Genomic DNA, 23,386 nt, shown 5'->3' with positions numbered 1-23,386 from the left:
AATGGCGAGCCACGGTACCAGGAGGGGCTGTTCTAGAGGCTCCCTCCGGCCTCACGGCTCATGCCCTCACAGCTTATCCGGCAGCTTGAAAGCGGTCTTCCGCTCGCTGTGGCGATCGACCAGATAGTCGGCCCGGTCGCGCAGCAGCCACGTGAAGCGCACCAACTCCTCCATCACGTCGATCACCCGGTCCAGCAAGGGGCCCGGCAGCATCCTGCCGGCCTCGTCGAACTGTTCATAGGCCTTGGGTACGCTGGACTGGTTGGGGATGGTGAACATCCGCATCCAGCGGCCGAGTAGGCGCAGCGTGTTGACCGCGTTGAAGCTTTGCGATCCGCCGGAGACCTGCATCACCGCAAGCGTCCTGCCCTGGGTCGGCCGGATAGAGCCTTCCGACAACGGCAGCCAATCGATCTGGTTCTTGAAGACGCCGGTCACGGCACCGTGCATCTCGGGACTGCACCAGACCTGTCCCTCGGACCAGATCGACAGGTCGCGCAACTCCCGCACCTTGGGATGATCGGGCGTCGTGCTATTGGCCATCGGCAGGTCGCGCGGGTCGAAGGTCCGGGTCTCCGCCCCCATGGCGTCGAGCACCCGCGCCGCCTCCTCGGTCAGCAGGCGACTGTAGGAGCGTTCCCGCAGCGAGCCGTACAGCAGCAGGATACGGGGTGGATGCGTGCTCCGCTCGGCGGGTTCGAGCCGGGCGAGATCGGGGGGAGACAGCAATTCGGGAGTTGCCGCAGACGGCGTGGCGGGGTCGGAAGGCGCGTGGGAGGTCATGTCGTCTTTCATGCTTTGCCGCCAGCCACGGCGACGGCGTGGTCGTGTGGGAAATAGCGCCGTCCAAGCCTCAGGGCGACATGCACCAGAAGGACCAGCACCGGCACCTCGACCAGCGGGCCGATGACGGCGGCGAAGGCGACCGGCGAGGCGAGCCCATAAGCCGCGATGGCGACCGCGATCGCCAGCTCGAAATTATTGCCGGCGGCCGTGAAGGCGATGGCGGTGGTGCGCGGGTAGTCCGCCTCGATCAGCTTGCCCATCGCGAAGCTGATGACGAACTGGACCAGGAAGTAGATCGAGAGCGGAACCGCGATGAGGAGGGCGTCGGCCGGCAGCCGCACCACGTCGGCGCCCTTCAGGCTGAACATGGCGACGATGGTGAACAGCAAGGCCGCCAGCGTGATCGGGCCGATGCGCGGCAGGAACTCGCGTTCGTACCAAGCCTGGCCCTTCCTCGCCGTCAATGTGCGACGGGTCAGGAACCCGGCGAGGAACGGAATGCCCAGATAGATCAAGACCGCGTTGGCGATGGTCCAGAAGCTGACATTGACCACGCTGCCCTCCAGGCCGAACAGGGGTGGCAGGATTGTCAGGAAGAACCAGGCGTAGACGCTGAAGAATAGGATCTGGAAGATCGAATTGAACGCGACCAAGCCGGCCACATACTGATTGTCGCCGCGGGCGAGCTGGTTCCAGACCAGCACCATGGCGATGCAGCGGGCGAGGCCGATCAGGATCAGCCCGGTCATGTATTCCGGGTGATCGCGGAGGAACAGGACCGCCAGACCGAACATCAGGAACGGCCCGATCAGCCAATTCTGCGCGAGCGACAGGAGGAGCACCCGCTTGTCGGCGAAAACGTGGTGAAGTTCCTCGTACCTGACCTTCGCCAGCGGCGGATACATCATCAAGATCAAGCCGATGGCGATCGGGATGTTGGTGCTGCCGATCGACAGGCCGTCGAGCGCCGCCGGCAGACCCTCGAACACCGTACCGAGCAGGACACCCAGCGCCATCGCCAGGAAGATCCACAAGGTCAGATAGCGGTCGAGAAAGGATAATCGCGAGGCGGGCGCGCTGGTTGTCATGGGTTTTCCCATTGGAGCGTAAGACGGATCGTCAGGGGATGCGGCGGCCATCGGCATCGATGACGCGTTCCCCATCCTCCTTGGTGAACTCGCCCCGCTGCGGTGAGGGCAGAAGATCGAGCACGGCCTCGGAAGGCCGGCAGAGCTTGACGCCCAGCGGCGTCACGACGATGGGGCGATTGATCAGGATGGGATGCGCCATCATGGCATCGATCAGTTGGTCGTCGCCCAGGGACGGATCGTCCAGACCCAGCTCATCGTATGGCGTGCCTTTCTGGCGCAGCACGTCGCGGACCGGCACGTCCATGCGCCGGATCAAACCGACCAACTCATCGCGGCTCGGCGGGGTCTTGAGGTATTCGATCACCACCGGCTCCTCCCCGCTGTTGCGGATCAGGGCCAGGGTGTTGCGCGACGTGCCGCATTTGGGATTGTGGTAGATCGTCACCGTCACTGGGCGTGCTCCTGTTCGGCGTCGGTCAAGTTGCCGATGTCCTCGATCCGCTTCTTGAGGGAAATCTTGTCCAACGCTTCGATGCGCAGGCTGGTGAAGATCTTGATGCGGCTTTCCAGCTGGATGTACGCCAGCTTGAACGCCTTCAGCATCTTGTCCTCCGATCCGACGAAGGCGGCGGGATCCTCGACGCCCCAATGCGCCGACATCGGCTGGCCCGGCCAGATCGGGCAGATCTCGTTCGCCGCGTTGTCGCAGACGGTGAAGACGAAATCGAGCGCTGGCGCGCCGGGCTGGGCGAACTCCTCCCACGACTTGGACCGGAAGCCGCTGGTGTCGTAGTTGAGGTTCCGCAGCAGGGCGAGCGTCAGGGGATGAACCTGACCCTTGGGATGGCTGCCCGCGCTGAACGCGCGGAACTTTCCCTTGCCCCAGTGGGACAGGGCGGCCTCCGCGAGGATGCTGCGGGCGGAATTGCCAGTGCATAGGAACAGGACATTGTAGATCCGGTCTGACATCGCGCTTCCTCACGAAAAAGGTTGATTGACGATCAGGCTTTGAAGCTCGCCCTTGGCAACTCCGGTTCGGCGCCATCCTCGCGCCGGGCGCCCGGCTGGCAAACCGGCGCGCAGGAGACGGCGCCGCCGCAGCAGTTTTCGGTCAAGTAGGCCATGAGGTCGTTCATGGCCGTGAAATCGGTGGCGTAGATGATCTGTCGGCTGACGCGGCGTTGGGTGATCAGGCCCGCTTGGGTCAATTGCTGGAGGTGGAAGGTCAGCGATGACGGGGTCAGTCCCAGATTCTGGGCGATGACGCCCGCCGCCAGCCCATCCGGGCCCCGCGCCACCAGCATGCGGAAGACCGCCAGCCGGGTTTCGTGGGCCAGGGCGCCCAGGCTGGCGGTGGCTTGGGATGAGTCCATGTCCAGGTTGTTCCCATTGTTCGACGAATATCGAAATACAATGGGGCCGTAACTGCTGTCAACGATAATTCAACGATAGTCGAAATGTTGTGGGTGGCGGCTGGCCAGACGGGAAAAAGGCCACGCGGGGGGCGAACCCGCGTGGCCTTGTGGCGCCGGACGAAAGGGTGTCGGCGATCAGTTCTGGGGTGGAGCGGCCGGAGCGGGTTGCCCCTGCGGACCGGGCTGGCCGGCGGGCGGCTGGTCGGAGCCCAGCTTGCGGACGACGGTGGCGAGGCCATCGCGCGCCTTCTTCGCCAACTCGACATCGGCGTCGGTCGCTTCGTGGAAGAAGACGGTGAAGATGTCGCCCTGGCTCTTGTAGAACAGGATGGCGACGTTGATCTTGCCTTCCTTCGGGCTGCAGGTGACCATCGCCGTGCGCATGGTCACGCGCGGTAAGGTTTCCACCGGCGCCGGGGTCGCGCTGTACTCGCCGCCGCACCGCTGCTTCAGGACATCCAGGTAGTTGGTCGTCAGAACCGCGAAATCGGCGTTCGGCGGAGCCTTCGACTCGCGCACGCCGCCGAACACCGGGCCCAGGCGCCACGCGAAGTCGGCGGGCCGGCGGTCTTCGGGAACGCCCGCCAGCGACAGCGGCACCGCTTGGCGCAACCCCGCGGCGTTGAGGATGGCGCGCAGGGTGTCGGGCAGCGTCACGGCGACCGGCTTGGGCCCGCCGGGGCCTCCTTGGGCGGCGCCAGGCTTGCCGGCGGCGCCGACCCCCGCCTGCTGGGCGCAGGTCCGCAGGTCGCCCAAGGCTTTCGCCGTGCCGCGTAGTTGGAAGATCGCGGTATCGGTCGGGCCCTGCATGATCAGCCGGGAGCCCTTGCGCATGCCTTCGTACAATCCGTCGTCGTTGCCGGTGGAGACCACCAGCAGGTCCGGCTCCACCGCCAATGCCGTGAAGTTGCGCTTGACCGTCTCGTCGACCCTGACGCTCATCGGGAACTTGGTTCCCTGCGTCATGCCGGCGCCTGGAATGCCGATGGCGAGGTTGGTCTCGCCCTTGCTGTTGCGGGCGATCACCAAGGCCAGTTTGTTGTCGAACCGGTTTTCCGAGACGCAATAGGCGAACTTGCCATTGGCGTCGGTCACGGGGCCGACGCGCCAGTCGCCCGTCGGGGCGCCGGTCAACTGGGCGCCACCCGTCGCCGGAGCCTGGGCCAGGGCGGTGGTGGGAAGAACGCTCGACAGGCCAAGCACGGCGCCGAGAGCAAGAGCGAGAAGATGAGACTGCACGTTCAATATCCGGCTGCGCTGCGATTTCGCGGCAGGCTATAGGTCGGACCCGCCGGTCGCAAGGGGATTGCCTGGAAAGTCGGAATCGGCCGTCAGGAGCGTCCGCAGTTCCGGCGCGCCGCCGCGGGCCTCCAGACGCCCCAGCCGCAGCCAGACCCCGCGATCGGCGGTTTCCAGCGCTCCCAAGGCCGCCTGCTCGGCCAGGAGGACCCCGGTACCCCCCGCGGCGATAGCGCGCACCGTCGCCATCACCTCCGCCGTCAGCCGGGGCGACAAGCCTAGCGAAGGTTCGTCCAGCAGCAGCAGGCGCGGTTCCCCCATCAGCGCCCGGCCGATCGCCAGCATCTGCTGCTGGCCGCCGGAAAGCCGCCACGCCCGTTCGGCCGATTTGGTCCGAAGCTGCGGAAACAGGTCGAACACCCGCTCGACCAGCCGCGTCCGCGGCACCGTCGCCGCGAAACTGGCGACCTCCAGGTTGTCGCGCACCGACATGCCGGGAAAGACCCGGCGCCCCTCGGGCACATAGCCGATGCCGAGACGCGCCCGCCGTTCCGGCTTGAGCCGGGTGATGTCGGCTCCATCGAACAGGATGCGTCCGGATGCGGCGGGATTGAGTCCGATGATCGCCTTCAGCAGGCTGGACTTGCCGGCGCCGTTGGCGCCAAGCAGGGCCATGACCTCGCCGGGCCGCACGTCGAACGTCACGTCGTCGACCACCGGCGCGCCACCGAAGCCGACCGACAGGCCCTCGATCGCGAGCGGGGCGCCGATCATGCCGGCCCCGGATGGGCCGGTTCCGGATGGGATGGCCCCAGATAGGCCGCCATCACCGCCGGATCGCGCCTGATGGCGTCGGGCGTCCCCTCCGCGATGATCCGGCCCTCGTCCAGGCAGATGATCCGGTCCGCCAGCGGCAGCAGGAAAGGCATGTTATGCTCCACGATCAGCACGGCGACCCCGCTGGCGGCGGCCGAGCGGATCTGGCCGGCGAGATCGGCCTGTTCGGCCTCCGTCAAGCCCGCCGCGGGTTCGTCCAGCAGCAGGGCACCGGGCTGCCGCGCGAGCGCCCTCGCCAGCTCGACCCGGCGCCGCGATCCCGGCGGCAGGACGGAGCAAGGCGTGCGGGCCAAGTCGGCGGCTCCCGTCAACGTCAGGAAGTGCAGGGCGTGCGCCGCGGCGGACGACGGGTCCTTGTCGATCATGGCGCGGCCGGCGGCGACGGCGTCGAGCGCGTCGCCGTCAGGCGGCAAACTCGCCATCTGAAAGCCTCGGGCGACCCCTCCCCGGGCGATCCTGTGGGTCGGCATGCCGGTCATCTCGACGCCCCGTACGTACAGCTTGCCACCGTCCGGTTTCTCCAGGCTGGTCATGAGGTTGATCAGGGTCGTCTTGCCCGATCCGTTGGGGCCGATGACACCCAGGATCTCGCCCCGGTCGATCCAGAGGCTGACGCCGTCGACCGCCCGTACGCCTCCGAAGGATTTGGATAGACCGGCCACATACAGCATGGGTCCGCGAAAGGGCGGGGTCGGCCGCGGGCCGGGGTCCACGGGCACCGGCAGCGGTCGGGGCCGTTCGGGCAGCCAGCGCCGCCGCGCGCGCTCCAGCGCGCCGACCAAACCCCACGGCGCCGCCACCACCACCGCCAGCAGGACGACGCCGTAGAGCAGCAGATAGCCGCGCTCCCATCCCCGGAACCACTCCGGCAGCTGCGTCAGCAGGAGGGCCCCCGCGATGGCACCGCCGACGCGGCCCCGGCCGCCGATGACCGCCATGGTCAGGATCGTGACCATGACCGGAAACTCCAGCACTTCGGGCGACACGACCCGCTGGATGTGGGCCGCCAGGGCGCCGGCGGCTCCGGCATAGGCGGCGCTCAGCGCGAAGGTCTCCAGCCGCAGCCGGTCGATGTCGATGCCGAGCGCGCGGGCCGCGGCGGGATTGTCCCGCATCAGCGGAAAAGCCAACCGGCGCCAGCCCCGCCCATAGCGCCACGCGATCACGGCTCCCGCGGCGACCAGCGCCCAGACGAACAGCGCCAGCGGCAGGCCACGCCCGGGACGCCAGCCGAACAGCTCGATGGCGGCCACCCCCGCGATGCCGTTGGAACCGCCGGTCACTCCCTGCCACTCCACCGCGCCCAGCAGCGCCACTTGTCCGATCCCCAGCGTCGCCAAGGCGAAATAATGGCTTTCCAGCCGCAGCACAGGAGCCGCGATCACCAGCGCCAGGACCGTCGGCACCAGGATCGAGACCGGGAACGTCACCGCGAACCCATAGCCCAACTGGCTGCCCACGATGCCGGTTGCGTAGGCGCCCAGCCCGTGGAAGGTGCCCTGCGCCAGCGAGAGGGCTCCGGCCTTGCCGAAGATCATCTGATAGCCGATGACGGCCAGCGCGTAGACCCCCGCCACGGTCAGCACCCGCAAGCCATAGGGATCGGCGAACAGGACGGCGTGCGCCGCCACCAGCGCTCCCGCCAAGACCAGCGCAGGCGTGGCCCCGCCGGCGATGCCCGTCCAGGACGATGCCCAGGGAACGCGGTCACGCACGGGCGCCGGCCGCCTCGCCGAACAGCCCTTGGGGCCGGAACGTCAGGATCACCAGCACCGCCAGGTAGAGCGCCGCGGTCGCGGCGGAATAGGAGACGGTCGCCGACGCCACCACCTCGAACGCGGCGATCAGCAGCGCGCCGGTCACCGCGCCCGCGACGCTGCCCCAGCCGCCGATGGTGACGGCGATGTAAGCCTTCAAAATCAGCCCGGCGCCGCTGGACGGCGTCACGAAGAACTGGTTGGACAGCAGCAGCCCGGCGGCACCCGCCAAGGCGGCGCCCACCGCGAAGGTCAGGGCGATCATGGCCGTCACGGGGATGCCGCAGGCGCGGGCCATTTCCGGGTCCTGCGCCGTCGCCCGCAGCCTGCGGCCCAGCTGGGTCCGCGCGAACAGCCAGTGCTGCCCCAGGATCAGCAGCCCGGCCACGGCGATGACGGCGATCGATTGCTCCGGGATCACCAGCCCGCCCAGCGACACCGTCGTGGCGCCGAACAGCGCCGGAGCCGCCTTCGGCTCCGGCCCGAACAGCAGGATGACGCCGTTCTGGAGGATGATGCCGACCGCGATCGTGCTGATGAAGACGCTGACCGGCGGGCGGTTCCGCAGCGGCAGATACGCCAGCAGCGACACCGCCAGTCCGAGCAGCGCCATCAGCCCCATCACCAGCGGCAGCAGGACGATGCCCGGAACGGGCAGGGATCCGGCCAGGGCCACGGCCAGGAAGCCGCCCGCCATCACAAGGTCGCCCTGCGCGAAGTTGACGGCGCCGGTCGCGTTCAGCACCAGGACGAAGCCCAGCGCCACCAGCGCGTAGGCGGCGCCCAGCGCCAGCCCATTGACCAGCAGTTGCGCCACGATCATGGCGGCGCCGCGGTGTCGTAGCGCTTGACCACGGCGGGGACGCGGGACGCGCCGTCATAGCAGACGATGACGGCGGAATGCGCCATGTTGCCCCTGCCATCCGACCGGTAGGTCATGGCGAGGCCTTGGTAGGTCGATTTCGCCAGCGCGTCGCGGATCGCCTCTGGCGTCTCCGCTCCCTTGGCCGCCGCGTCCAGCACCATGCGGATGCCGTCGTACTGGCCCAGCGCGAAGGCGTCCGGCTCGGTCTTGAAGGTGGCGCGGTAATCGGCGGTGAACCGTTCCAGTTCGGGCGTGCCGCCGGAGACGGGCGAGGCGGATGATTCTGCGCAGACCCCCTTCAACTCCGCCGGCTCCAGCAGGGCGGCGGTGGATGGCTGGTGCATGGCCGAGCCGGCGACGATCGGCACCGTGATTCCCATGGCGGCGGCTTGCCGGATGAACAGGGCGGTCGGACCGGAATGCAGGTGGAGGATCAGGACGTCGGGATTGGCCGCCATCGCCTTGGTCAGGACCGGCAGCATGTCGCGGATTCCGGGATCGACGCCCTCCTCGAACACCGGCTCGACCCCCAGCTTGGCGAAGGCGTCGCGCAGGTGCGCTTGGCCGCTCTGGCCATAGGCGGTGGTCTGGTGGATCACCGCCGGCCGGCGCTTGCCCAATTCCTCCACGGCATAGCGGGCGTGAGCCGTCTTGGTCACGCCGTCACCGGGAAAGAAGCGGAAGACCCACGGGTTGCCCCGCTCGGTGATGGACGCCGTGCCCGACACCGTCACCAGCGGCACGCCGTATTCCTCCGCCAGCGGCAGCATGGCGAGCATCTGCGTGCCCAGCATGCTGGCGGCGACCGCCGTGGGCGTGCCCCGGCCGGCGGCCCGTTCCAGCGCGGTGACCGCCCCCTCCGGAGCGGTGCCGGTGTCGATCACCTCGGACTCGACCTTCAACCCGGCTGGCGCGTCGCTGAGCGCCAGGACGGCGCCATTACGCTGGCTGGTGCCCTCCAGCGCCAGGAATCCCGTGACGGGGACCAGCACGGGGATGTTCAGTTCAGCGGCGGCGGCGGCGGGCGGGATCACGGACGCAAGGAGTGCCGCGGCCAGAGGAAGGACCTTTCGAAGGGCTGGTCGAAGGGCCGGGTTCCCGGAGTTCTTTGTCTTGTCGGCCATTCTCGGTTTCCCTCTTCCTCCGCGAAGGGGGGAAACCGGTTGGGCGGGGCGCTTGGCGACCTGTCGAACTCCGGGCTCCCTTCGCTGGCATGATCCAGATCAGGTTCCATGGGTATGATCTCAGCACGGGCCAATCGCCCGGCACCCCAGCCTTCCTGACGCGACAGTGACAGCCGGACCCGGTGCCGTCAAGGTTCCCCTCCCTATCCGGACGGTGGTCCAAATCCGGGCGTGTCTACGCCTTTTGACGTAGATCATTGATCCGACCGTATGCGGTGGAGGACTGTCCCTGGTTACAACTGTGGGGAGTGATCGATGACCACGCGCCAAAGGGCCGAACCGGCCGCCCGCCCCGGGAACCCGGCGGAAAAGGAAATCGTCACCGGCGGCCACACGATCGAACTGGCGCTATGGCGGATCGACGAGGCGACCCAAGCCTCGCTGAAGGATCTGGGACCGCACGTCAACGCCGACCTCGACGGCATCCTCACCGATTTCTACGCGTTCCTGAAGCTCTTCCCCGAAACGGCCGAGATGATCGCGGGTGAGGGTTTGGTCGACCGTCTGATCCACGCCCAGCAAAACCACTGGCACAAGCTGTTCAACGACGGGATCAACGCCGATTACGCCGAGCGGGTCCAGAAGATCGGCGCCGCCCATCACCGTGTCGGCCTCAAGCCGCGGTTCTACCTGTCGGCCTATTCCTTCATCATGGAGAGGCTGGTCCGCTCGGTGATCGAGCGCAACAAGTGGAGCCGGCGGGCGGCGGCCGACCAAGCCGCCACGCTGATCCGCACGCTGCTGATGGAGGCGGAGCTGGCGCTGTCGGTCTATACCCACACCACGACCGAACAGCACGTGACCGACGAGCTGCTGGATCTCGCCGACACCTTCGAGCAGGAGCTGGACGAGGCCGTCCAACTCGTCCGCCGCAAGGCCGAGGCGATGGAGACGGCGTCGGACGAGGTGCTGGGGGCGGCCAAGCTGGTCAGCGAGGATGGCGGCCACGTCTCGGTCGCGTCCCACGAGGCCGATGTCAACGCCCAAAGCATCGCCGCCGCGACGCAGGAGCTGTCGGCGTCGATCGCGGAGATCTCGCGGCAGGTCGACCGCTCGACCGGCGCCGCCAGGGACGCGAACACGCGGTCCCGCTCGGCCAGCGAGATCGCCAACAACCTCACCACCGTGTCCGACCGGATCGGCTCGATCGCCTCGCTGATCGAGAAGATCGCCAAGGAGACCCGGCTCCTCGCCCTCAACGCCAGCATCGAGGCGGCGCGCGCGGGGGAGGCCGGGCTGGGATTCTCGGTCGTGGCGAACGAGGTCAAGCAGTTGGCCGACCAGACCAACGACGCCACCGCCAACATCCGCGCCGAGATCCAGTCGATGCAGAGGGCGATCGGCGACACGGTGACCGCCATCGCCGACGTGGCCGGCCGGGTCGAACTGGTCAACGACACGATCACCGCCATCGCCTCGGCGGTGGTCGAGCAGGACGCCGTCACCCAGGACATCGCCCAGACCGTCACCCGCACGGCGGACAGCGTCCGGCTGGTCCACGAGCGGATCGGCAGCGTCGCGACCCAGGCGGGCTTGACCACCACCGTCTCCACCCAGTTGCGGAAGAACACGACCGAACTGGTGGAGCAGGTCGTCAATATCGAGAAGCGGGTGATCTCCAGCCTCCGCAACTCCCGTTTCGCCGAGCGCCGCCGCGCGGTCAGGGTCACCGTCGGCATCAAGACCGACATGAAGGTCGATGGCAAACTGGTGTCGGGCTGCATCGAGAATATCTCCACCGGTGGGGCGCAGATCCGGCTGGCCTCCGGCACGTCGTCGATCGCCGCCAAGGTGGTCTTCACGCTGCCGAACATCGGCGAGATCACGGCGGGGGTGACCAATGTCGAGGGGGAACTGCTCCACGTCCATTTCGCGGATATCGCGCGCGAGGCGGGCGCCGCCCTTGCGGAGGCGATGGACCGCTGGCATCGAGGCGACGAGTCGCTGATCGCGACGGTGCAGGAGGCGGCGCGCCAGATCTCGGGCCTGTTCGACGACGCGATCGACGAGGGCGAGGTCGCCGCCGCCGTGATGTTCTCCACCGCCTACCAGCCGATCCCGGGCACGGAACCCCAGCAATACCTGACCGGCTACACCGAAATCTGCGACCGCCTGCTGTCGCCGATCCAGGAGGCGGTGTTGCGGAAGGAGCCGCGGATCGACTTCTGCGTCGCGGTCGACCGCAACGGCTATCTCCCGACCCACAATCTCAAATACTCGCACCCGCAGCGGCCAGGCGAGCGCGCCTGGAACGCCGCCAATTGCCGCAATCGGCGGCTGTTCGATGACTTCACCGGCATCGCCGCCGCGCGCAGCCGGGCACCGGCCCTGGTCCAGACCTACCGGCGAGACATGGGCGGCGGCAGCTTTCTACTGATGAAGGACGTCAGCGCGCCGATCCTTATCCATGGCCGCCACTGGGGGGCGCTGCGCCTGGGCTGCCGCCCGACCTGACTCGGGCCAGCAGCCGCTCCCGCGTGGCGCCATCGATGAAGGCGGCGTTCAGCGACGCCTCGGTGGATGTCAGCAGGTCCATGTCGGACCAGCCGAAATGCTGGGCGGCCACCTCGTATTCCTGGCCGATCGTGGTGTCGAAGAAGGGCGGGTCGTCGCTGTTGAGGGTGACGGCGCAGCCGGCCTCGCGCAGGCGGTTGAGCGGGTGGTCGCCATACCCGGCATAGACCGCCGTGCGGATGTTGCTGGTCGGGCAGACTTCCAGCACGACGCCGTCATCCGCGATCCGGCGGATCAGGTCGGCGTCCTCGACGGCGCGGACGCCGTGGCCGATTCGGCGGACGCCCAGGCTGTCCAAAGCGTCGCGCACGCTGTCGGGTCCGGCCGCCTCGCCGGCGTGGACGGTCAGCCCCAGTCCGGCGTCGCCGGCCGCGATGGCGAAGACCTCGGCGAAGGCGCCGGCGGCCAAGTGGTTCTCGTCGCCGCCCATGCCGAAGCCGGTCAGCAAGTGGTGCCGATGGCGGACGCAGGCCCGCGCCACCTCCAGCCCGCGCTCGACGCCGAAATGGCGGACGCAGGTGACGATCAGCCGGGCCTCGATGCCGAAATCGGCTTTGGCGTCCTCGATCCCCTGGACGATGCCGTCCAGATGGCCCTGGAACGACAGTCCGGCGAGCGCCGCGTGGTCGGGCGACGACATCACCTCGACATAGACCGCTCCCTCGGCGGCGCAGCGGCGCAGATAGTCGTGGGTCACGTCGCGGTAATCCCGCTCGGTTCGGATAGTGGAGGCCGCGTCGTCATAGACCTTGAGGAAATGGAGGAAGTCGGTCCAGGCGAAGTGGCCGGCCTCCGTGAACAGGCCGGGCGGCAGGTCCATGCCATTCCGTTCCGCCAGGGTGCGGACCAGTTCCGGCGTGGCCGTGCCCTCCAAGTGGACGTGCAGTTCGGCCTTGGGGATCCCCGTCTGTTGTATCCCCGTCCGGTGGAGTGTCATTTCGCCGGAACCTTCGACAGTTCGGTGACCGGCCCCCGTTCGCGGCGGGTCTCCCGGTGAAGGATATAGAGCCCGCTGGCCGAGACGATCAGGGCTCCCAGCAGGACGGGGCTCGAGGGAAGGTCGGCGAACACCAGATAGCCGAACGTGACCGCCCAGATCATGGCTGTGTACTCGAAGGGCGCCAGGATCGCGGCGGGGGCCGAGCGGAACGCCTGCGTCATCAGGATTTGCGCGATGCCGCCGAGGATGCCGACCATCGCCAGCAGCAGGAAGCCGCCCAAGTCCGGTGTGCGCCAGTCCAGCGCCATGCCGATGGAACCGACGGCGACGCCGGTCAGGGTGAAGTAGCAGACGATCGCGGCGTTGGTCTCCGTCCGGCTCAGCTTGCGGACGAAGATCATGGCGAAGGCGTAGAACACGGCGCCCAGCAGCGGGATCAGGGCGATCGGGGAGAAGATGGCGCTACCCGGCTGGAGCATCACGACGACGCCGAGAAATCCCACGCCGACGGCGCTCCAGCGGCGCCAGCCGACCTTTTCGCCCAGCATCGGACCGGACAGCGCGGTCAGGAACAGCGGTCCGGCGAAGTGGATGGCGTAGACGTCGGCCAGCGGCATTTGGGAGAAGGCGTAGAAGAAGCAGACCAGCGCGCTGGCTCCGATCAGGGAGCGCAGCACGTGACCGCCCGGCCGCGACGTCCGAAGCGCCTTGAGGCCGCCCGAGCGCGCCACCAGTACCCCCAGCGGCAGCAGGGCGAAGACCGACCGGAAGAAGATGATCTGGAACGTGCCGAAGCTGGCGGACAGCCACTTGATCAGCACGTCCATGACGGCGAAGACCACCAGGGAGAGCACGAGCAGGCCGATGCCGCGAAGCGTCTCGGATCTGCCATTCAGGATTTGTGGGGGCAATTTTTATCGCGTGAGGCGGCGGGCGATTGGCGGGTTCGGCTTGGGTGCCGATTGTCCCACGGTGAAGGCGCCGCGGACCATGGTGGCGGCGGCTTCGGCCGCCTCGCCGGTCCGGGCGTGGATGATGGCGAGGGGGGCCGCCTTCGCACCGGCTTCGGAGCCAAGGCCCGAGACGTCGGTCAGGCCGACCGCGGGATCGATCGGGTCCTGGACGCGGGTCCGCCCGCCGCCCAGCGCCACCACCGCGACGCCGAGCGCCCGCGTGTCGATCGCGGTGACGAAACCATCGGTCTCGGCGCGCACCTCGAGCGTGACCGGCGCCGCGTCCAAATGGCGGTCGGGATGCTCAAGCAGGTCGGCGGGACCGCCCAGCGCCGCGACCATGCGGCCGAACCGCTCCGCCGCCGCTCCGCTGGCGATGGCTTGGTCGACCAAAGCGCGGGCGGCCGCTTCGTCGGGAGCCAAACCGCCCAGGACGAGCAGTTCGGCGGACAGCGCGGTGGTGACCTCGGTCAGGCGGGCGTCGCGGCTGGCTCCCGTCAGCAGGTCGATCGACTCGCGAACCTCCAGCGCGTTGCCGGCGGTGCGGCCCAGCACCTCGTTCATATCGGTCAGCAAGGCCACCGTCGGCATGCCGGCGCCGCTGGCGACCGTGGCGATGCTCTCCGCCAGGGCGAGGGCGTCGTCGAACTCCGCCATGAAGGCGCCGGAGCCCCATTTGACGTCCATCACCAGCGCGTCCAACCCGGCGGCCAGCTTCTTCGACAGGATGGAGGCGGTGATCAGGTCCAGCGACTCGACGGTCGCCGTGATGTCTCGGACGGCGTAGATCCGCTTGTCGGCCGGGGCGAAGGCGTCGGTGGCGCCGATGATGGCGCAGCCGACCTCGCGGATCACCCGCTCCAGCACCGGCCGGTCGGGCAGGGAGGTGTAGCCGGGGATGCTGTCCAGCTTGTCCAGCGTGCCGCCGGTGTGGCCAAGCCCCCGGCCCGAGATCATCGGCACGAAGCCGCCGCAGGCCGCGATGACCGGCGCCAGGATCAGGCTGACCTTGTCGCCGACCCCGCCGGTCGAGTGCTTGTCCAGCACGGGACCGGGCAGGCCCAGCGGCTTCCAGTTCAATACGGTGCCGGAATGTGTCATCGCGCGGGTCAGGGCCACCCGCTCGTCCAGCTCCATCCTCCGGAAGAACACGGCCATGCAGAAGGCCGCGATCTGGCCCTCGGTCACGGCGCCCGACGTGACCCCGTCGATGAAGGCCTTGATCTGGGCTTCCGACAGCCGCCCGCCGTCGCGCTTCTTCCGGATGATTTCCTGGGGGAGCATGGATCGTTCCGTTTCCCTAATATCCGCCGCGGGGCTTTTGCCCGGTGGCGCCTTGGCCCAGGTCGCCCAGCAGGGCGTCCAGCAAACCGCTGGCGCCGAAGCGGAAGGTGGAGGGTGTCGCCCATCCCTCTCCCATCAGCGCGCCGGCCAGATGCAGGTAGGTGGCGGCGCCCGCCGTGTCGCGGATGCCGCCGGCGGCCTTGAATCCGACCGGCTTGCCGCTGTCGCGGATCACCGCCAGCATGATGGCGGCCGCCTCCAAGGTCGCGGCGGGCTGGAGCTTGCCGGTGGAGGTCTTGAGGAAATCCGCCCCCGCCGCGACCGCGTCCCGGCTGGCCCGCTCGATCAGGTCGGCATCGTCGAGCCCGCCCGTCTCCAGGATCACCTTCATCAGGATGCCGTCGCCGCAGGCATCGCGGCAGGCGCGCAGAATGTCGTTGGGAACCGTGCGTTCCCCCGCTTTGAAGTCGCGCCATGGCAGCACCACGTCGATCTCGTCCGCCCCGGCCCGGATCGCGTCTCGGGTCGATCCGGCGACCTCGGCGGCGCTTTCCCCGCCACCGGGGAAGTTCACGACGGTGGCGATGGCGACGCCCTTGTTTTCCAGCCGCCGTTTCGCGACCGGAATGAAGCGTGGGTGGATGCAGACCGCGGCGACCCGGCCGGCCGGTGTCACCGCCCGGTCGCACAACGCCACGATCCGCTCATCCGTGTCGTCGTCGTTCAGGCTGGTCAGGTCGAGCAGGGGCAGGGCGCGCTCCGCGATCTTGGCATCGGGAGCGGCCAACTTGGCCTCCTCGACCAGACGGGCCAGCGTCGCATCCAGTGTCGTCACCGTTTCATTCCTTCCAGAAAACCAATCACCAGCCGTTCCAAATCGGCCGCCGCCGCGGTGGCGGAGCGCAGCGTCTGGTCGTGGCTGACCTCACCGTCACCAAGGCCGACGCCCAGATTGGTGATGACGGCGCAGCCAACCACCGTCAACCCGCAATGCCGGGCGACGATGCATTCCGGCACCGTCGACATGCCGACCGCATCGGCGCCCAGGACCTTCAACATCCTGACCTCGGCCGGCGTTTCGAAACAGGGTCCGAGCCAGGCGGCGTAAACGCCTTGGGCGAGGTCGATCCCCAGTTCCGCGGCGGTCGACGCCAGATGCGCCGTCAAGGTGGGGTCCCAGGCGTCCTTCAGACCGGGGAAGCGCGGGCCGAACGCGTCGTCGTTGGGGCCGACCAGCGGGTTGCCGCCCTGCATGTTGATGTGGTCGGTGATCGCCATAAGCCGCCCCGGTCCCACCTCAGTGCGGAGCGAACCGGCGGCGCAGGTCAGCAAAAGCGTGTCGCACCCGGCCAGCTTCAGCGCCCGGATCGGCACCTTGATGGCCGCCGGACCAGCGCCTTCGTAAAGATGGACCCGCCCTCGCATGCAGGCGACGGGCTGGCCGCCCAGGGTTCCCAGCACGAGCTGGCCCGCGTGGCCATGTACTCCCGGGCGCGGGAATCCCGGCAAGTCCGCGTAGGAGATCGTGACGGCGTCCTCTATCCGCTCCGCCAGCCCGCCCAGGCCGGAGCCGAGCACGATGCCAATCCGGGGCCTAAGGCTGCCGGCCCGTTCCGCGATGGCCTTCGCCGCTTCCCCAGGGGTGGCTATGCCGTCCATGTCAACCTTTCGCGCTCATCAGAAGTTCAGGTTCTCGGGGCCGAACGACAGCGGCAGCAACTCGTCCAGCGTCACTGTCCGGCGCACGCCCTCCGGTCCGCAGACGTGGATCCGGACATCGCCCGCGCAGAACTCGCGCAGCCGCTGGCGGCAGCCTCCGCAGGGCGTGCACAGCAAGCCGTCGCCCGGCGCTCCGCCCATCACCACGACCTCGACGATCTTGCGGTCGCCACCCGCGACCATCATGCCGATGGCGCTGGCCTCGGCGCACTGGCCTTGCGGATAGGCCGCGTTCTCCACATTGGCGGCGGCGTACAGCTTGCCGCCGTCGGTCCGCAGACAGGCCCCGACCGGAAAGTTCGAGTAGGGCGCGTAGGCGTTCCCCATCGCCTGACGCGCCAGGGAGATCATGCCGTCGAGCCCGCTCGTGGTGGGACCGCTCATGGTGGGGCCGCTCGGGGTGTCGTCACGTCAACGTTCCTTCACATAGGGAATGCCGCTGGCCTTGGGCGCCACCGCCTTGCCGACGAACCCCGCCAGCAGCAGCACGGTCAGAACATAGGGCAGCATCTGGATGAACTGCACCGGAATGATCCCGATGCCGGGGATATCGACGCCCTGGAGCCGGATCTGAACAGCGTCGGCCAGCGCGAACAGCAGGCAGGCGGCCAGCGTCGGGGCGGGCTTCCACTTGCCGAAGATCAAAGCCGCCAGCGCCAGATAGCCCATTCCGGCCGTCATGTCGCGGACGAACCCGGCACCCTGCGCCGTGGAGAGGTAGGCTCCGGCCGCCCCCGTCAGGGCACCGCAGATCACCAGCGCCTGATAGCGCAGCTTGGCGACCGAGATGCCGGCGGTGTCGACCGCGCTGGGGTTCTCGCCGACCGCCCGCAGTCGCAGGCCGAAGCGCGAGCGGTAGACCACCCAGGCGGTGACCGGCACCGCCAGCACGGCAGCATAGACCAGGATGTTGTGGCCGCTGATCACCTCGCGGTACAGGGGCCCCAGGACCGGGATGGTATCTCCCAGCGCGTCGGCCAACGGCAGGGTGATCGACTGGAACCGCTCGCCCGATTGCAGGATCGGCGTCTGGCCTCCTTGCTGGAACCATGCGAAGGCCAGTGTCGGGGTCAGCCCGGCCACCAGGATGTTGATCGCCATGCCACTGACCACCTGATTGCCGTGGTGGGTCACGGTGGCGTAGGCGTGGACCATCGACAGCGCGATCCCGGCCAGGATGGCCGCCAGCAGGCCCAGCCAGGGGCTGCCGGTGACGGAGGCCGCCGCGGCGGCGGCGAAGGCTCCCGCCAGCATCTTGCCCTCCAGGCCGATGTCGACGACGCCGGAGCGTTCGGCGAACAGCCCGGCCAGGGCCGCCAGCACCAGCGGCGCCGCGGTTCGCACCGTGCCGTCCAGGACCGAGAGGAGGGTCATGTAGTCCATCACGCGACCTCCTCCCTCAGCCAGCCGTGGCTGGCTGGCGCGTGGAGCGCCGGAACAGCGCCTCGACCCGGCTCTTGAACAGGTTCTCCAGCGCGCCGGCGAACAGGATCACCAGTCCCTGGATCACCACCACCATCTCGCGGTTGATGTTGGGAAAGTCGAAGGCCAACTCCGACCCGCCTTGGTAGAGCGCTCCGAACAGCAGGGCAGCCAGCACGATGCCGATCGGGTGGTTGCGCCCCATCAGCGCCACGGCGATGCCGACGAAGCCGACGCCGCCGGTGAAGCCCAGGATCAGCCTGTGGTTGACGCCCAGCACCTCGTTCAGCCCGACGAAGCCGGCCAGCGCGCCGGAGATCGCCATCGCCAGGATGATGTTGCCGGACGGCGAGATGCCGGCGTAAACCGCCGCCCGCTCGTTCTGGCCGACGGTGCGGATCTCATAGCCCCAACGGGTGTGCCAGATCAGGACCCAGACCAGCGCGCAACAGACCAGCGCCCAGACGAACGACAGGTTGAGGGGCGAGTTGGGGATCCGGATGCCGATCCAGCCCAGCGCCTGATGCATGAAGGGCAGCCAGGTCGATTGGTCGAACTGCCTGCTCTCCGGCGATTGCTGGCCGGGCGCTATCAGCACGTCGACCAGCAGGTAGGTCATGACCGACGCGGCGATGAAGTTGAACATGATCGTCGTGATGACGATGTGGCTGCCGCGATGGGCTTGGAGCCAGGCTGGGACATAGGCCCAGGCCGCCCCACCGGCGGCGCCCGCCGCGATGGCGATGATCGCGACCACCGGCCACGGCGCGCCGCCGAACCACAGCCCGACCAATCCCACCGCCAGCCCGCCGATATAGGCCTGTCCCTCCCCGCCGATGTTGAACAGCCCGCAGTGGAAGGCCACCGACACCGCCAGTCCGGTGAAGATGAAGTTGGTGGTGTAGTAGAGGGTGAAGCCGACCGCCTCGGGATAGCCGAACGAGCCGTAGAGCAGCACCCCCATGGCGGCGATCGGGTTTTCGCCGATCGCCAGGATGACGAGGCTGGAGACCGCCAGGGCGGCCACGAGGTTGAGCGCCGGCAATAGGGCGTAGTTCACCCAACCCGGCACCTCTCCCGGCTGGTTGAAGCCCTTGCCCGCGGCGTCGCCCGTGCCGTTCGTCGATCCCGATGCCATGCCGAGCGTCCGTCCCCGATCGTCTCCGTTCGATCGAACTTGCCCGGTTCGATCTGGCGAGGCAAGCGGGTTGGCCGGACTCGAACGGGACAGTCTCGAAACGATCCCATCCTTTTTGTCTAATCCTTATGGTATGGATGCGTATGAACAGCATGGAGAGGTAGCGAACATGTCCGTGGAAGCACCGGTCGTTCCGGCGGGTCTGATCGTTCCCGGGGGAGCCCCGCTCTACGCACCTGATGTATTCCGGCCGGTCTACCGTCCGATCCAGGGCGAACGCTGGCGTCTCGACGTGGCACCACTGAGCCTGTGCCCCGGCTACTGGAGCGGCGTCCAGGTCGTGACCGACATGGCGGTGCTGACGCGGATCCACGGCGAGGGCGCCGATGCCGGTCTCCGCACCTGGATGTCGATGACTCCGATGGAGATCGAGAGCCAGGAACTGGGCTGCCGCGCCGCCACCGGCCATACCGTGGTGATGGGATTGGGAATGGGCTGGGCCGCGGCCAACGCCGCCCTCCAGAGGCAAGTCACCGCCGTGACGGTGGTCGAGTTCGACCCGGAGGTGATCGGCCTGATCGCCGAACTGGGCGTCTTCGCCCAGTTGCCGCCCGAAGCGACCGCCAAAATCACCGTCGTCGAGGGCGACGCCTTCGCCTGGACCCCGGAGATTCCCGCCGACACGCTCCTGGCCGACATCTGGATACCGCTGGACGGCGACGGCCGGGTCGCGCAAGTCCAGGGCATGCGCGCCAACACCGGCGCGTCGAAGGTCTATTTCTGGGGCCAGGAGATGGTGATCGCCCGGCGTGCCCAAGCCCTGGGGCTTCCCCTGGACACCGCCACCGTCGCCCGGATCGTGGCCGAGATGGACCTGCCCCTGATCGGTCCCGAAGTGTCCGATTACCCCGACAAGATCGAACGCGCCGCCGATCGCTGGCTGAGGCGGGAGTAGGGTAATCCTGGTTCAATGATAATTCAAATGTAGGTCGGCTAAAGCGAAGCGGCAGCCGACAAGCAGACGCGTTGATGTCGGCTGCCGCTTCGCTTTAGCCGACCTACGCGCTCCTGGATTTTACCTATTCGGATACAAATTAATTCTTAGGGTCACGGCTCTTGGATTTGATCCGGGGACCTATTCCGCCGGAATACCGCCAGATCGAACCAGACACTTCACCCATCCACCAGCCGCCACACCGGCACAGCTCCGATCCCCTTCAACTCGGCGGTGCCCAGCGGTTCCACCGTGAAGCGGTCGCCCAGGGCGGAGCGGGTGCTGGCGGAGATGGCTATGGTACCGGCGGCGGCTTGCGACTCCAGGCGGCTCGCCAGGTTGACGGTGTCGCCCCAGACGTCGTAGGCGAACTTGCGCGTGCCGATCACCCCGGCCACCACGGGGCCCGTGTTGATGCCGACGCGCAGACCCAGGCCGGGGTGATCGCGCAGCGTCTCCTCCATCGCGGCCATCATGCCCAGCGCCACGCGGGCGGCGGCACCGGCGTGGTCTGGCAGGGCCTCCGGGGCGCCCGCCACCGCCATGTAGCCGTCGCCGATCGTCTTCAGCTTCTCCACCCCATGGGCGGCGCACAGCGCGTCGAATCGGGAGAACAGGTCGCCCAGCACGTGGACGACCTCGTCGGCGCTGCGGTCGGCGGCGAAGGCGGTGAAGCCGGCGATGTCGGCGAACACGATGGTCACCCGCTCCAGCCGATCGGCGATCCGCCGCTCCCCCGCCTTCAACCGGTCGGCGACGGTGGCGGGCAGGACGTTCAGCAGCAGCGCGTCGGACCGGGCCCTCTCGCGCGCCGCGGCACCACGCGCCATCTCCGCCGACCAGTAGAGATAGACCACCAGCGCCCCGACGCAGGCGGCCACGATCACGACGCCGCTGCGGACCTCCATTAGATCGGACCTGGTGATGGGAACGTAGGACATCGGGCCGAGATGGATCCAGACCTGCATGAAGACGATGACGCCGACGCTCAGCGCGCAGCCGACCGCCAGGGGCAGCCGCTCGGACCGGGCGAACAGCAGGGCTGGCGCCGCCACAAGGCAGGTGGCCGCCACCACGTCGATGCCGGTCCCCGGCCCGAGCATGACGGTCATCGACGCCACGACGACGCAGCCGTACAGGATGATGCCCATCCGTCCGGCCAGCATCCAGCCCGCCCGGACGCAGCCCAGCGATCCCAGCGCCAGCGCCAGCAACCCACTGGTGATCCAAGCCGCCAGCCGATTGTGAAAGGCGAATCGCTCGCCCTCCCAGGGCAGGGCGATGCTCGACACCGCCATGCAGACCGCCAGCACGGTGATCAGCCACGCGAAGATATGCGCGTTTCTCAAAGGGCCGGATTGGGTGGGAAGGACGCGTCGCGCCGCCGCCGCCGTCCTATCCGAAGGCGCCAAGGCTTGAACGTCCGAGGATTGATGCGCGCTCACTGATCGTCCACTCCTCCAGAGCGATATTCCGCTTCATCATACAGCTTCGCCGGCCGCGCGTCAGATCCGGCGTCTTGAAAGATTTCGTTTGTGATCAAACAGAGAGGCCGGATTCGCCGCACTGATGGTCGTGGTAACAAAATAATCACGATGACGTGAACAGGATCACGGATCGGTGAGCCGATGTGATTTCTGCCGTCACAGGATTTGGTACATGATGTCATGGAGATTGGAGACGATGCTTCATTAACTATCACTTGTGGGAGAAGGCATATGTTTCGTCGAGTGACCCGTGGTCTGGCCGTCGTCCTGATCGCGATCGGCGCGGCCGGATCGGCCGTGACGCCGGCTGCCGCGAAGGAACCCGCCGTCTATACCGGTTTCTTCAGCAGCGTCGCGGTCGGTGGCTACGACCCGGTGGCCTATTTCACCAAGGGCCAGCCGGTCGAGGGCGGCAAGGAGTTCTCGACCCGCTGGATGGACGCGGAATGGCGCTTCGCCTCCGCCGAGAACCGCGACCTGTTCATCAAGTCGCCGGAAAAATACGCCCCCCAATATGGTGGCTACTGTGCCTGGGCGGTGGCGCAAGGCAAGACCGCGTCGGGCGATCCCAAGCTGTGGAAGGTGGTCGACGGCAAGCTGTACCTGAACTACGACCAGGAGATCCAGCAGCGGTGGGAGAAGGACATCCCCGGCCACATCGCCAGCGCCGACCACAACTGGCCATCCGTTCTGGGCAAATGACGGGAGCCCTGAGATGTCCGAGCGAAAACGTAGGTTCCTGACCGGAGCCCTCTCCCTCTACATCGCGTTCGTCTTCATCCAGTCGCTGTTCTTCAAGTTCACCGACAGTCCAGAGACCCGGCACATCTTCGGCACCCTCGACGCCTGGGCAGCCGGCTGGGGCTTCCCCGGCCTGTTCGCGCCGACGGGACCGTTCAGCCAATACGTCGTCGGCACGGGCGAACTGGTGGCCTCGCTGCTGCTGCTGGCCGGCCTCCTTACCGGCCGCGTGGCGCTCCAGGGGGCCGGCGCGGCGCTGGCGCTGGGCGTCATCAGCGGCGCCATCTTCTTCCATCTCTTCACGCCCTTGGGTATCCAGGTGCTCAACACCGATGGCAGCCTGGATGGCGGCGAGCTTTTCGCCCTGGCCTGCGGCGTCTGGATCGCGTCGGCCGGCATCCTGGTCCTGCGCCGTTCCGCCCTGATGGCGCTGACACCCCTGGGCTCGCCCCGTTCAAGAGCCCGTGTGGGACGGAGCTGACGCCATGCCGCTCCCGCGCGACCGCTTCGGCCATCCCGTCACCACGGCGAGCCCCGCCACTGTCGAGGCGATCGATCACTTCACCCTGGAGATCCTGAGCCACGGCAAGAACGCCGGGGCGCTGCTGAACGCCGCCGAGGCCGATCCCGGTTGCGCCATCCTCCAGGCCCATGCCGGCGCCCTGCACCTGTTCCTCCAGACCGCCGACGGCGTCGCCAAGGCCGCTCCCTTCCTGGCCCGAGCCCGCGAGCTTTCACGCGGGGCGACCGAGCGGGAACGGCTGATGATCCAGGCATTAGACGCCTGGGGAGCCGGTGACACCGGCGGGGCGCTGGATTTCCACCTGATCATCGCGCTGCACTGGCCGCGTGACCTGCTCAATCTGAAACTGGCGCAGGTCCACCAGTTGAACCGCGGCGACCGCGCCGGCATGCGGCGGCTGGCCGAGGCCGCCTGCGTTCACGCGCCGGAGTTCGGCCACGCCTGGGGCATGCTGGCCTTCGCCCGGGAGCAGGCGGGGGTGCTCGACGCCGCCGAGG

24 protein-coding genes and 1 riboswitch are annotated in these 23,386 nt (G+C 68.0%); of the genes, 5 read left to right on the top strand and 19 right to left on the bottom strand.

The window, feature by feature from the left end:
* Positions 1-66: 66 nt before the first annotated feature.
* The 10 genes from arsH to N825_RS21795 form a co-directional block, all read right to left on the bottom strand.
* Positions 67-795 (bottom strand): arsenical resistance protein ArsH, encoded by a 729-nt coding sequence (arsH, locus tag N825_RS21840; RefSeq protein WP_425423748.1) that lies wholly within the window; start codon positions 793-795, stop codon positions 67-69.
* A complete protein-coding gene (gene arsB / locus N825_RS21835; protein WP_037457026.1) occupies positions 792-1,874 on the bottom strand; it encodes an ACR3 family arsenite efflux transporter in 1,083 nt (360 codons plus the stop codon). The genes arsH and arsB overlap by 4 nt, the downstream gene beginning before the upstream one ends.
* Positions 1,875-1,905: 31 nt before the next feature.
* Positions 1,906-2,328, bottom strand: a complete 423-nt coding sequence (gene arsC, locus N825_RS21830) for an arsenate reductase (glutaredoxin) (RefSeq protein ID WP_037457023.1) — start codon at positions 2,326-2,328, stop codon at positions 1,906-1,908.
* The gene (locus N825_RS21825; RefSeq protein WP_037457019.1) at positions 2,325-2,846 is read right to left on the bottom strand and encodes an arsenate reductase ArsC; all 522 of its coding nucleotides are present in this window, start codon (positions 2,844-2,846) and stop codon (positions 2,325-2,327) included. The genes arsC and N825_RS21825 overlap by 4 nt, the downstream gene beginning before the upstream one ends.
* A 32-nt stretch (positions 2,847-2,878) precedes the next feature.
* Positions 2,879-3,250: an ArsR/SmtB family transcription factor gene (locus N825_RS21820; RefSeq protein ID WP_037457016.1), complete on the bottom strand. Its 372-nt coding sequence runs from the start codon at positions 3,248-3,250 to the stop codon at positions 2,879-2,881.
* A 177-nt stretch (positions 3,251-3,427) separates the two neighbouring features.
* Positions 3,428-4,531 carry a hypothetical protein gene (locus tag N825_RS21815; protein ID WP_157619475.1) on the bottom strand — a complete coding sequence of 368 codons (1,104 nt, stop codon included), beginning with the start codon at positions 4,529-4,531 and terminating at the stop codon, positions 3,428-3,430.
* 36 nt (positions 4,532-4,567) lie between these two features.
* The gene (locus tag N825_RS21810; RefSeq protein ID WP_063833905.1) at positions 4,568-5,305 is read right to left on the bottom strand and encodes an ABC transporter ATP-binding protein; all 738 of its coding nucleotides are present in this window, start codon (positions 5,303-5,305) and stop codon (positions 4,568-4,570) included.
* Positions 5,302-7,083: a branched-chain amino acid ABC transporter ATP-binding protein/permease gene (locus tag N825_RS21805; RefSeq protein WP_245613195.1), complete on the bottom strand. Its 1,782-nt coding sequence runs from the start codon at positions 7,081-7,083 to the stop codon at positions 5,302-5,304. Before N825_RS21805 ends, N825_RS21810 begins: the two co-directional genes overlap by 4 nt.
* Positions 7,076-7,948 (bottom strand): branched-chain amino acid ABC transporter permease, encoded by an 873-nt coding sequence (locus N825_RS21800; RefSeq protein WP_037457014.1) that lies wholly within the window; start codon positions 7,946-7,948, stop codon positions 7,076-7,078. Before N825_RS21800 ends, N825_RS21805 begins: the two co-directional genes overlap by 8 nt.
* Complete coding sequence (locus N825_RS21795; protein ID WP_051512744.1) at positions 7,945-9,114, bottom strand: ABC transporter substrate-binding protein; 1,170 nt, start codon at positions 9,112-9,114, stop codon at positions 7,945-7,947. The genes N825_RS21800 and N825_RS21795 overlap by 4 nt, the downstream gene beginning before the upstream one ends.
* Positions 9,115-9,173: 59 nt before the next feature.
* Positions 9,174-9,273, bottom strand: a riboswitch (TPP riboswitch).
* A 156-nt stretch (positions 9,274-9,429) separates the two neighbouring features.
* On the opposite strand from N825_RS21795, the gene N825_RS21790 reads away from it, so the two are divergent.
* Positions 9,430-11,628 (top strand): protoglobin domain-containing protein, encoded by a 2,199-nt coding sequence (locus tag N825_RS21790; protein ID WP_037457012.1) that lies wholly within the window; start codon positions 9,430-9,432, stop codon positions 11,626-11,628.
* On the opposite strand, the gene add is transcribed toward N825_RS21790, so the two are convergent.
* Genes add through N825_RS21750 form a run of 8 tightly spaced genes read right to left on the bottom strand, consistent with a single transcriptional unit; the run spans position 11,576 to position 19,144 of the window.
* Positions 11,576-12,625, bottom strand: a complete 1,050-nt coding sequence (gene add / locus N825_RS21785) for an adenosine deaminase (protein WP_037457011.1) — start codon at positions 12,623-12,625, stop codon at positions 11,576-11,578. The two genes, N825_RS21790 and add, sit on opposite strands and share 53 nt — an antisense overlap.
* Positions 12,622-13,539, bottom strand: coding sequence for a DMT family transporter (locus tag N825_RS21780; RefSeq protein WP_051512743.1), 918 nt, complete (start codon positions 13,537-13,539; stop codon positions 12,622-12,624). Before N825_RS21780 ends, add begins: the two co-directional genes overlap by 4 nt.
* A gap of 3 nt (positions 13,540-13,542) precedes the next feature.
* Positions 13,543-14,865, bottom strand: coding sequence for a thymidine phosphorylase (deoA, locus tag N825_RS21775; RefSeq protein WP_037457009.1), 1,323 nt, complete (start codon positions 14,863-14,865; stop codon positions 13,543-13,545).
* A 16-nt stretch (positions 14,866-14,881) separates the two neighbouring features.
* Positions 14,882-15,700 carry a deoxyribose-phosphate aldolase gene (gene deoC / locus N825_RS21770; protein ID WP_245613194.1) on the bottom strand — a complete coding sequence of 273 codons (819 nt, stop codon included), beginning with the start codon at positions 15,698-15,700 and terminating at the stop codon, positions 14,882-14,884.
* Complete coding sequence (locus tag N825_RS21765; protein ID WP_037457007.1) at positions 15,697-16,524, bottom strand: purine-nucleoside phosphorylase; 828 nt, start codon at positions 16,522-16,524, stop codon at positions 15,697-15,699. The genes deoC and N825_RS21765 overlap by 4 nt, the downstream gene beginning before the upstream one ends.
* 18 nt (positions 16,525-16,542) lie before the next feature.
* Positions 16,543-16,968, bottom strand: coding sequence for a cytidine deaminase (gene cdd, locus N825_RS21760; RefSeq protein ID WP_084164956.1), 426 nt, complete (start codon positions 16,966-16,968; stop codon positions 16,543-16,545).
* Between the two features lie 27 nt (positions 16,969-16,995).
* Entirely contained in the window at positions 16,996-17,967 is a 972-nt protein-coding gene (locus tag N825_RS21755) for an ABC transporter permease (protein ID WP_037457004.1), read from the bottom strand.
* 16 nt (positions 17,968-17,983) lie between these two features.
* A complete protein-coding gene (locus N825_RS21750; protein ID WP_051512742.1) occupies positions 17,984-19,144 on the bottom strand; it encodes an ABC transporter permease in 1,161 nt (386 codons plus the stop codon).
* A 169-nt stretch (positions 19,145-19,313) separates the two neighbouring features.
* On the opposite strand from N825_RS21750, the gene N825_RS21745 reads away from it, so the two are divergent.
* Positions 19,314-20,099 carry a hypothetical protein gene (locus N825_RS21745; protein ID WP_051512741.1) on the top strand — a complete coding sequence of 262 codons (786 nt, stop codon included), beginning with the start codon at positions 19,314-19,316 and terminating at the stop codon, positions 20,097-20,099.
* A gap of 218 nt (positions 20,100-20,317) precedes the next feature.
* On the opposite strand, the gene N825_RS36765 is transcribed toward N825_RS21745, so the two are convergent.
* Entirely contained in the window at positions 20,318-21,583 is a 1,266-nt protein-coding gene (locus tag N825_RS36765) for an adenylate/guanylate cyclase domain-containing protein (protein ID WP_157619474.1), read from the bottom strand.
* A gap of 273 nt (positions 21,584-21,856) precedes the next feature.
* On the opposite strand from N825_RS36765, the gene N825_RS21735 reads away from it, so the two are divergent.
* The 3 genes from N825_RS21735 to N825_RS21725 all read left to right on the top strand — a co-directional run.
* Positions 21,857-22,327, top strand: a complete 471-nt coding sequence (locus tag N825_RS21735; protein WP_037457000.1) for a YHS domain-containing (seleno)protein — start codon at positions 21,857-21,859, stop codon at positions 22,325-22,327.
* 13 nt (positions 22,328-22,340) lie between these two features.
* Positions 22,341-22,847, top strand: a complete 507-nt coding sequence (locus tag N825_RS21730) for a hypothetical protein (RefSeq protein ID WP_051512739.1) — start codon at positions 22,341-22,343, stop codon at positions 22,845-22,847.
* 4 nt (positions 22,848-22,851) lie between these two features.
* Positions 22,852-23,386 (top strand): tetratricopeptide repeat protein (locus tag N825_RS21725; protein ID WP_037456996.1); only part of this gene is annotated, 535 nt, incomplete at its 3' end.

The sequence above is a fragment of the Skermanella stibiiresistens SB22 genome (assembly GCF_000576635.1).
Classification (GTDB): Bacteria; Pseudomonadota; Alphaproteobacteria; order Azospirillales; family Azospirillaceae; genus Skermanella; species Skermanella stibiiresistens.
The sequence above is the reverse complement of the archived record's forward strand: the minus strand, read 5'-3'. Positions and strand labels throughout refer to the sequence as shown.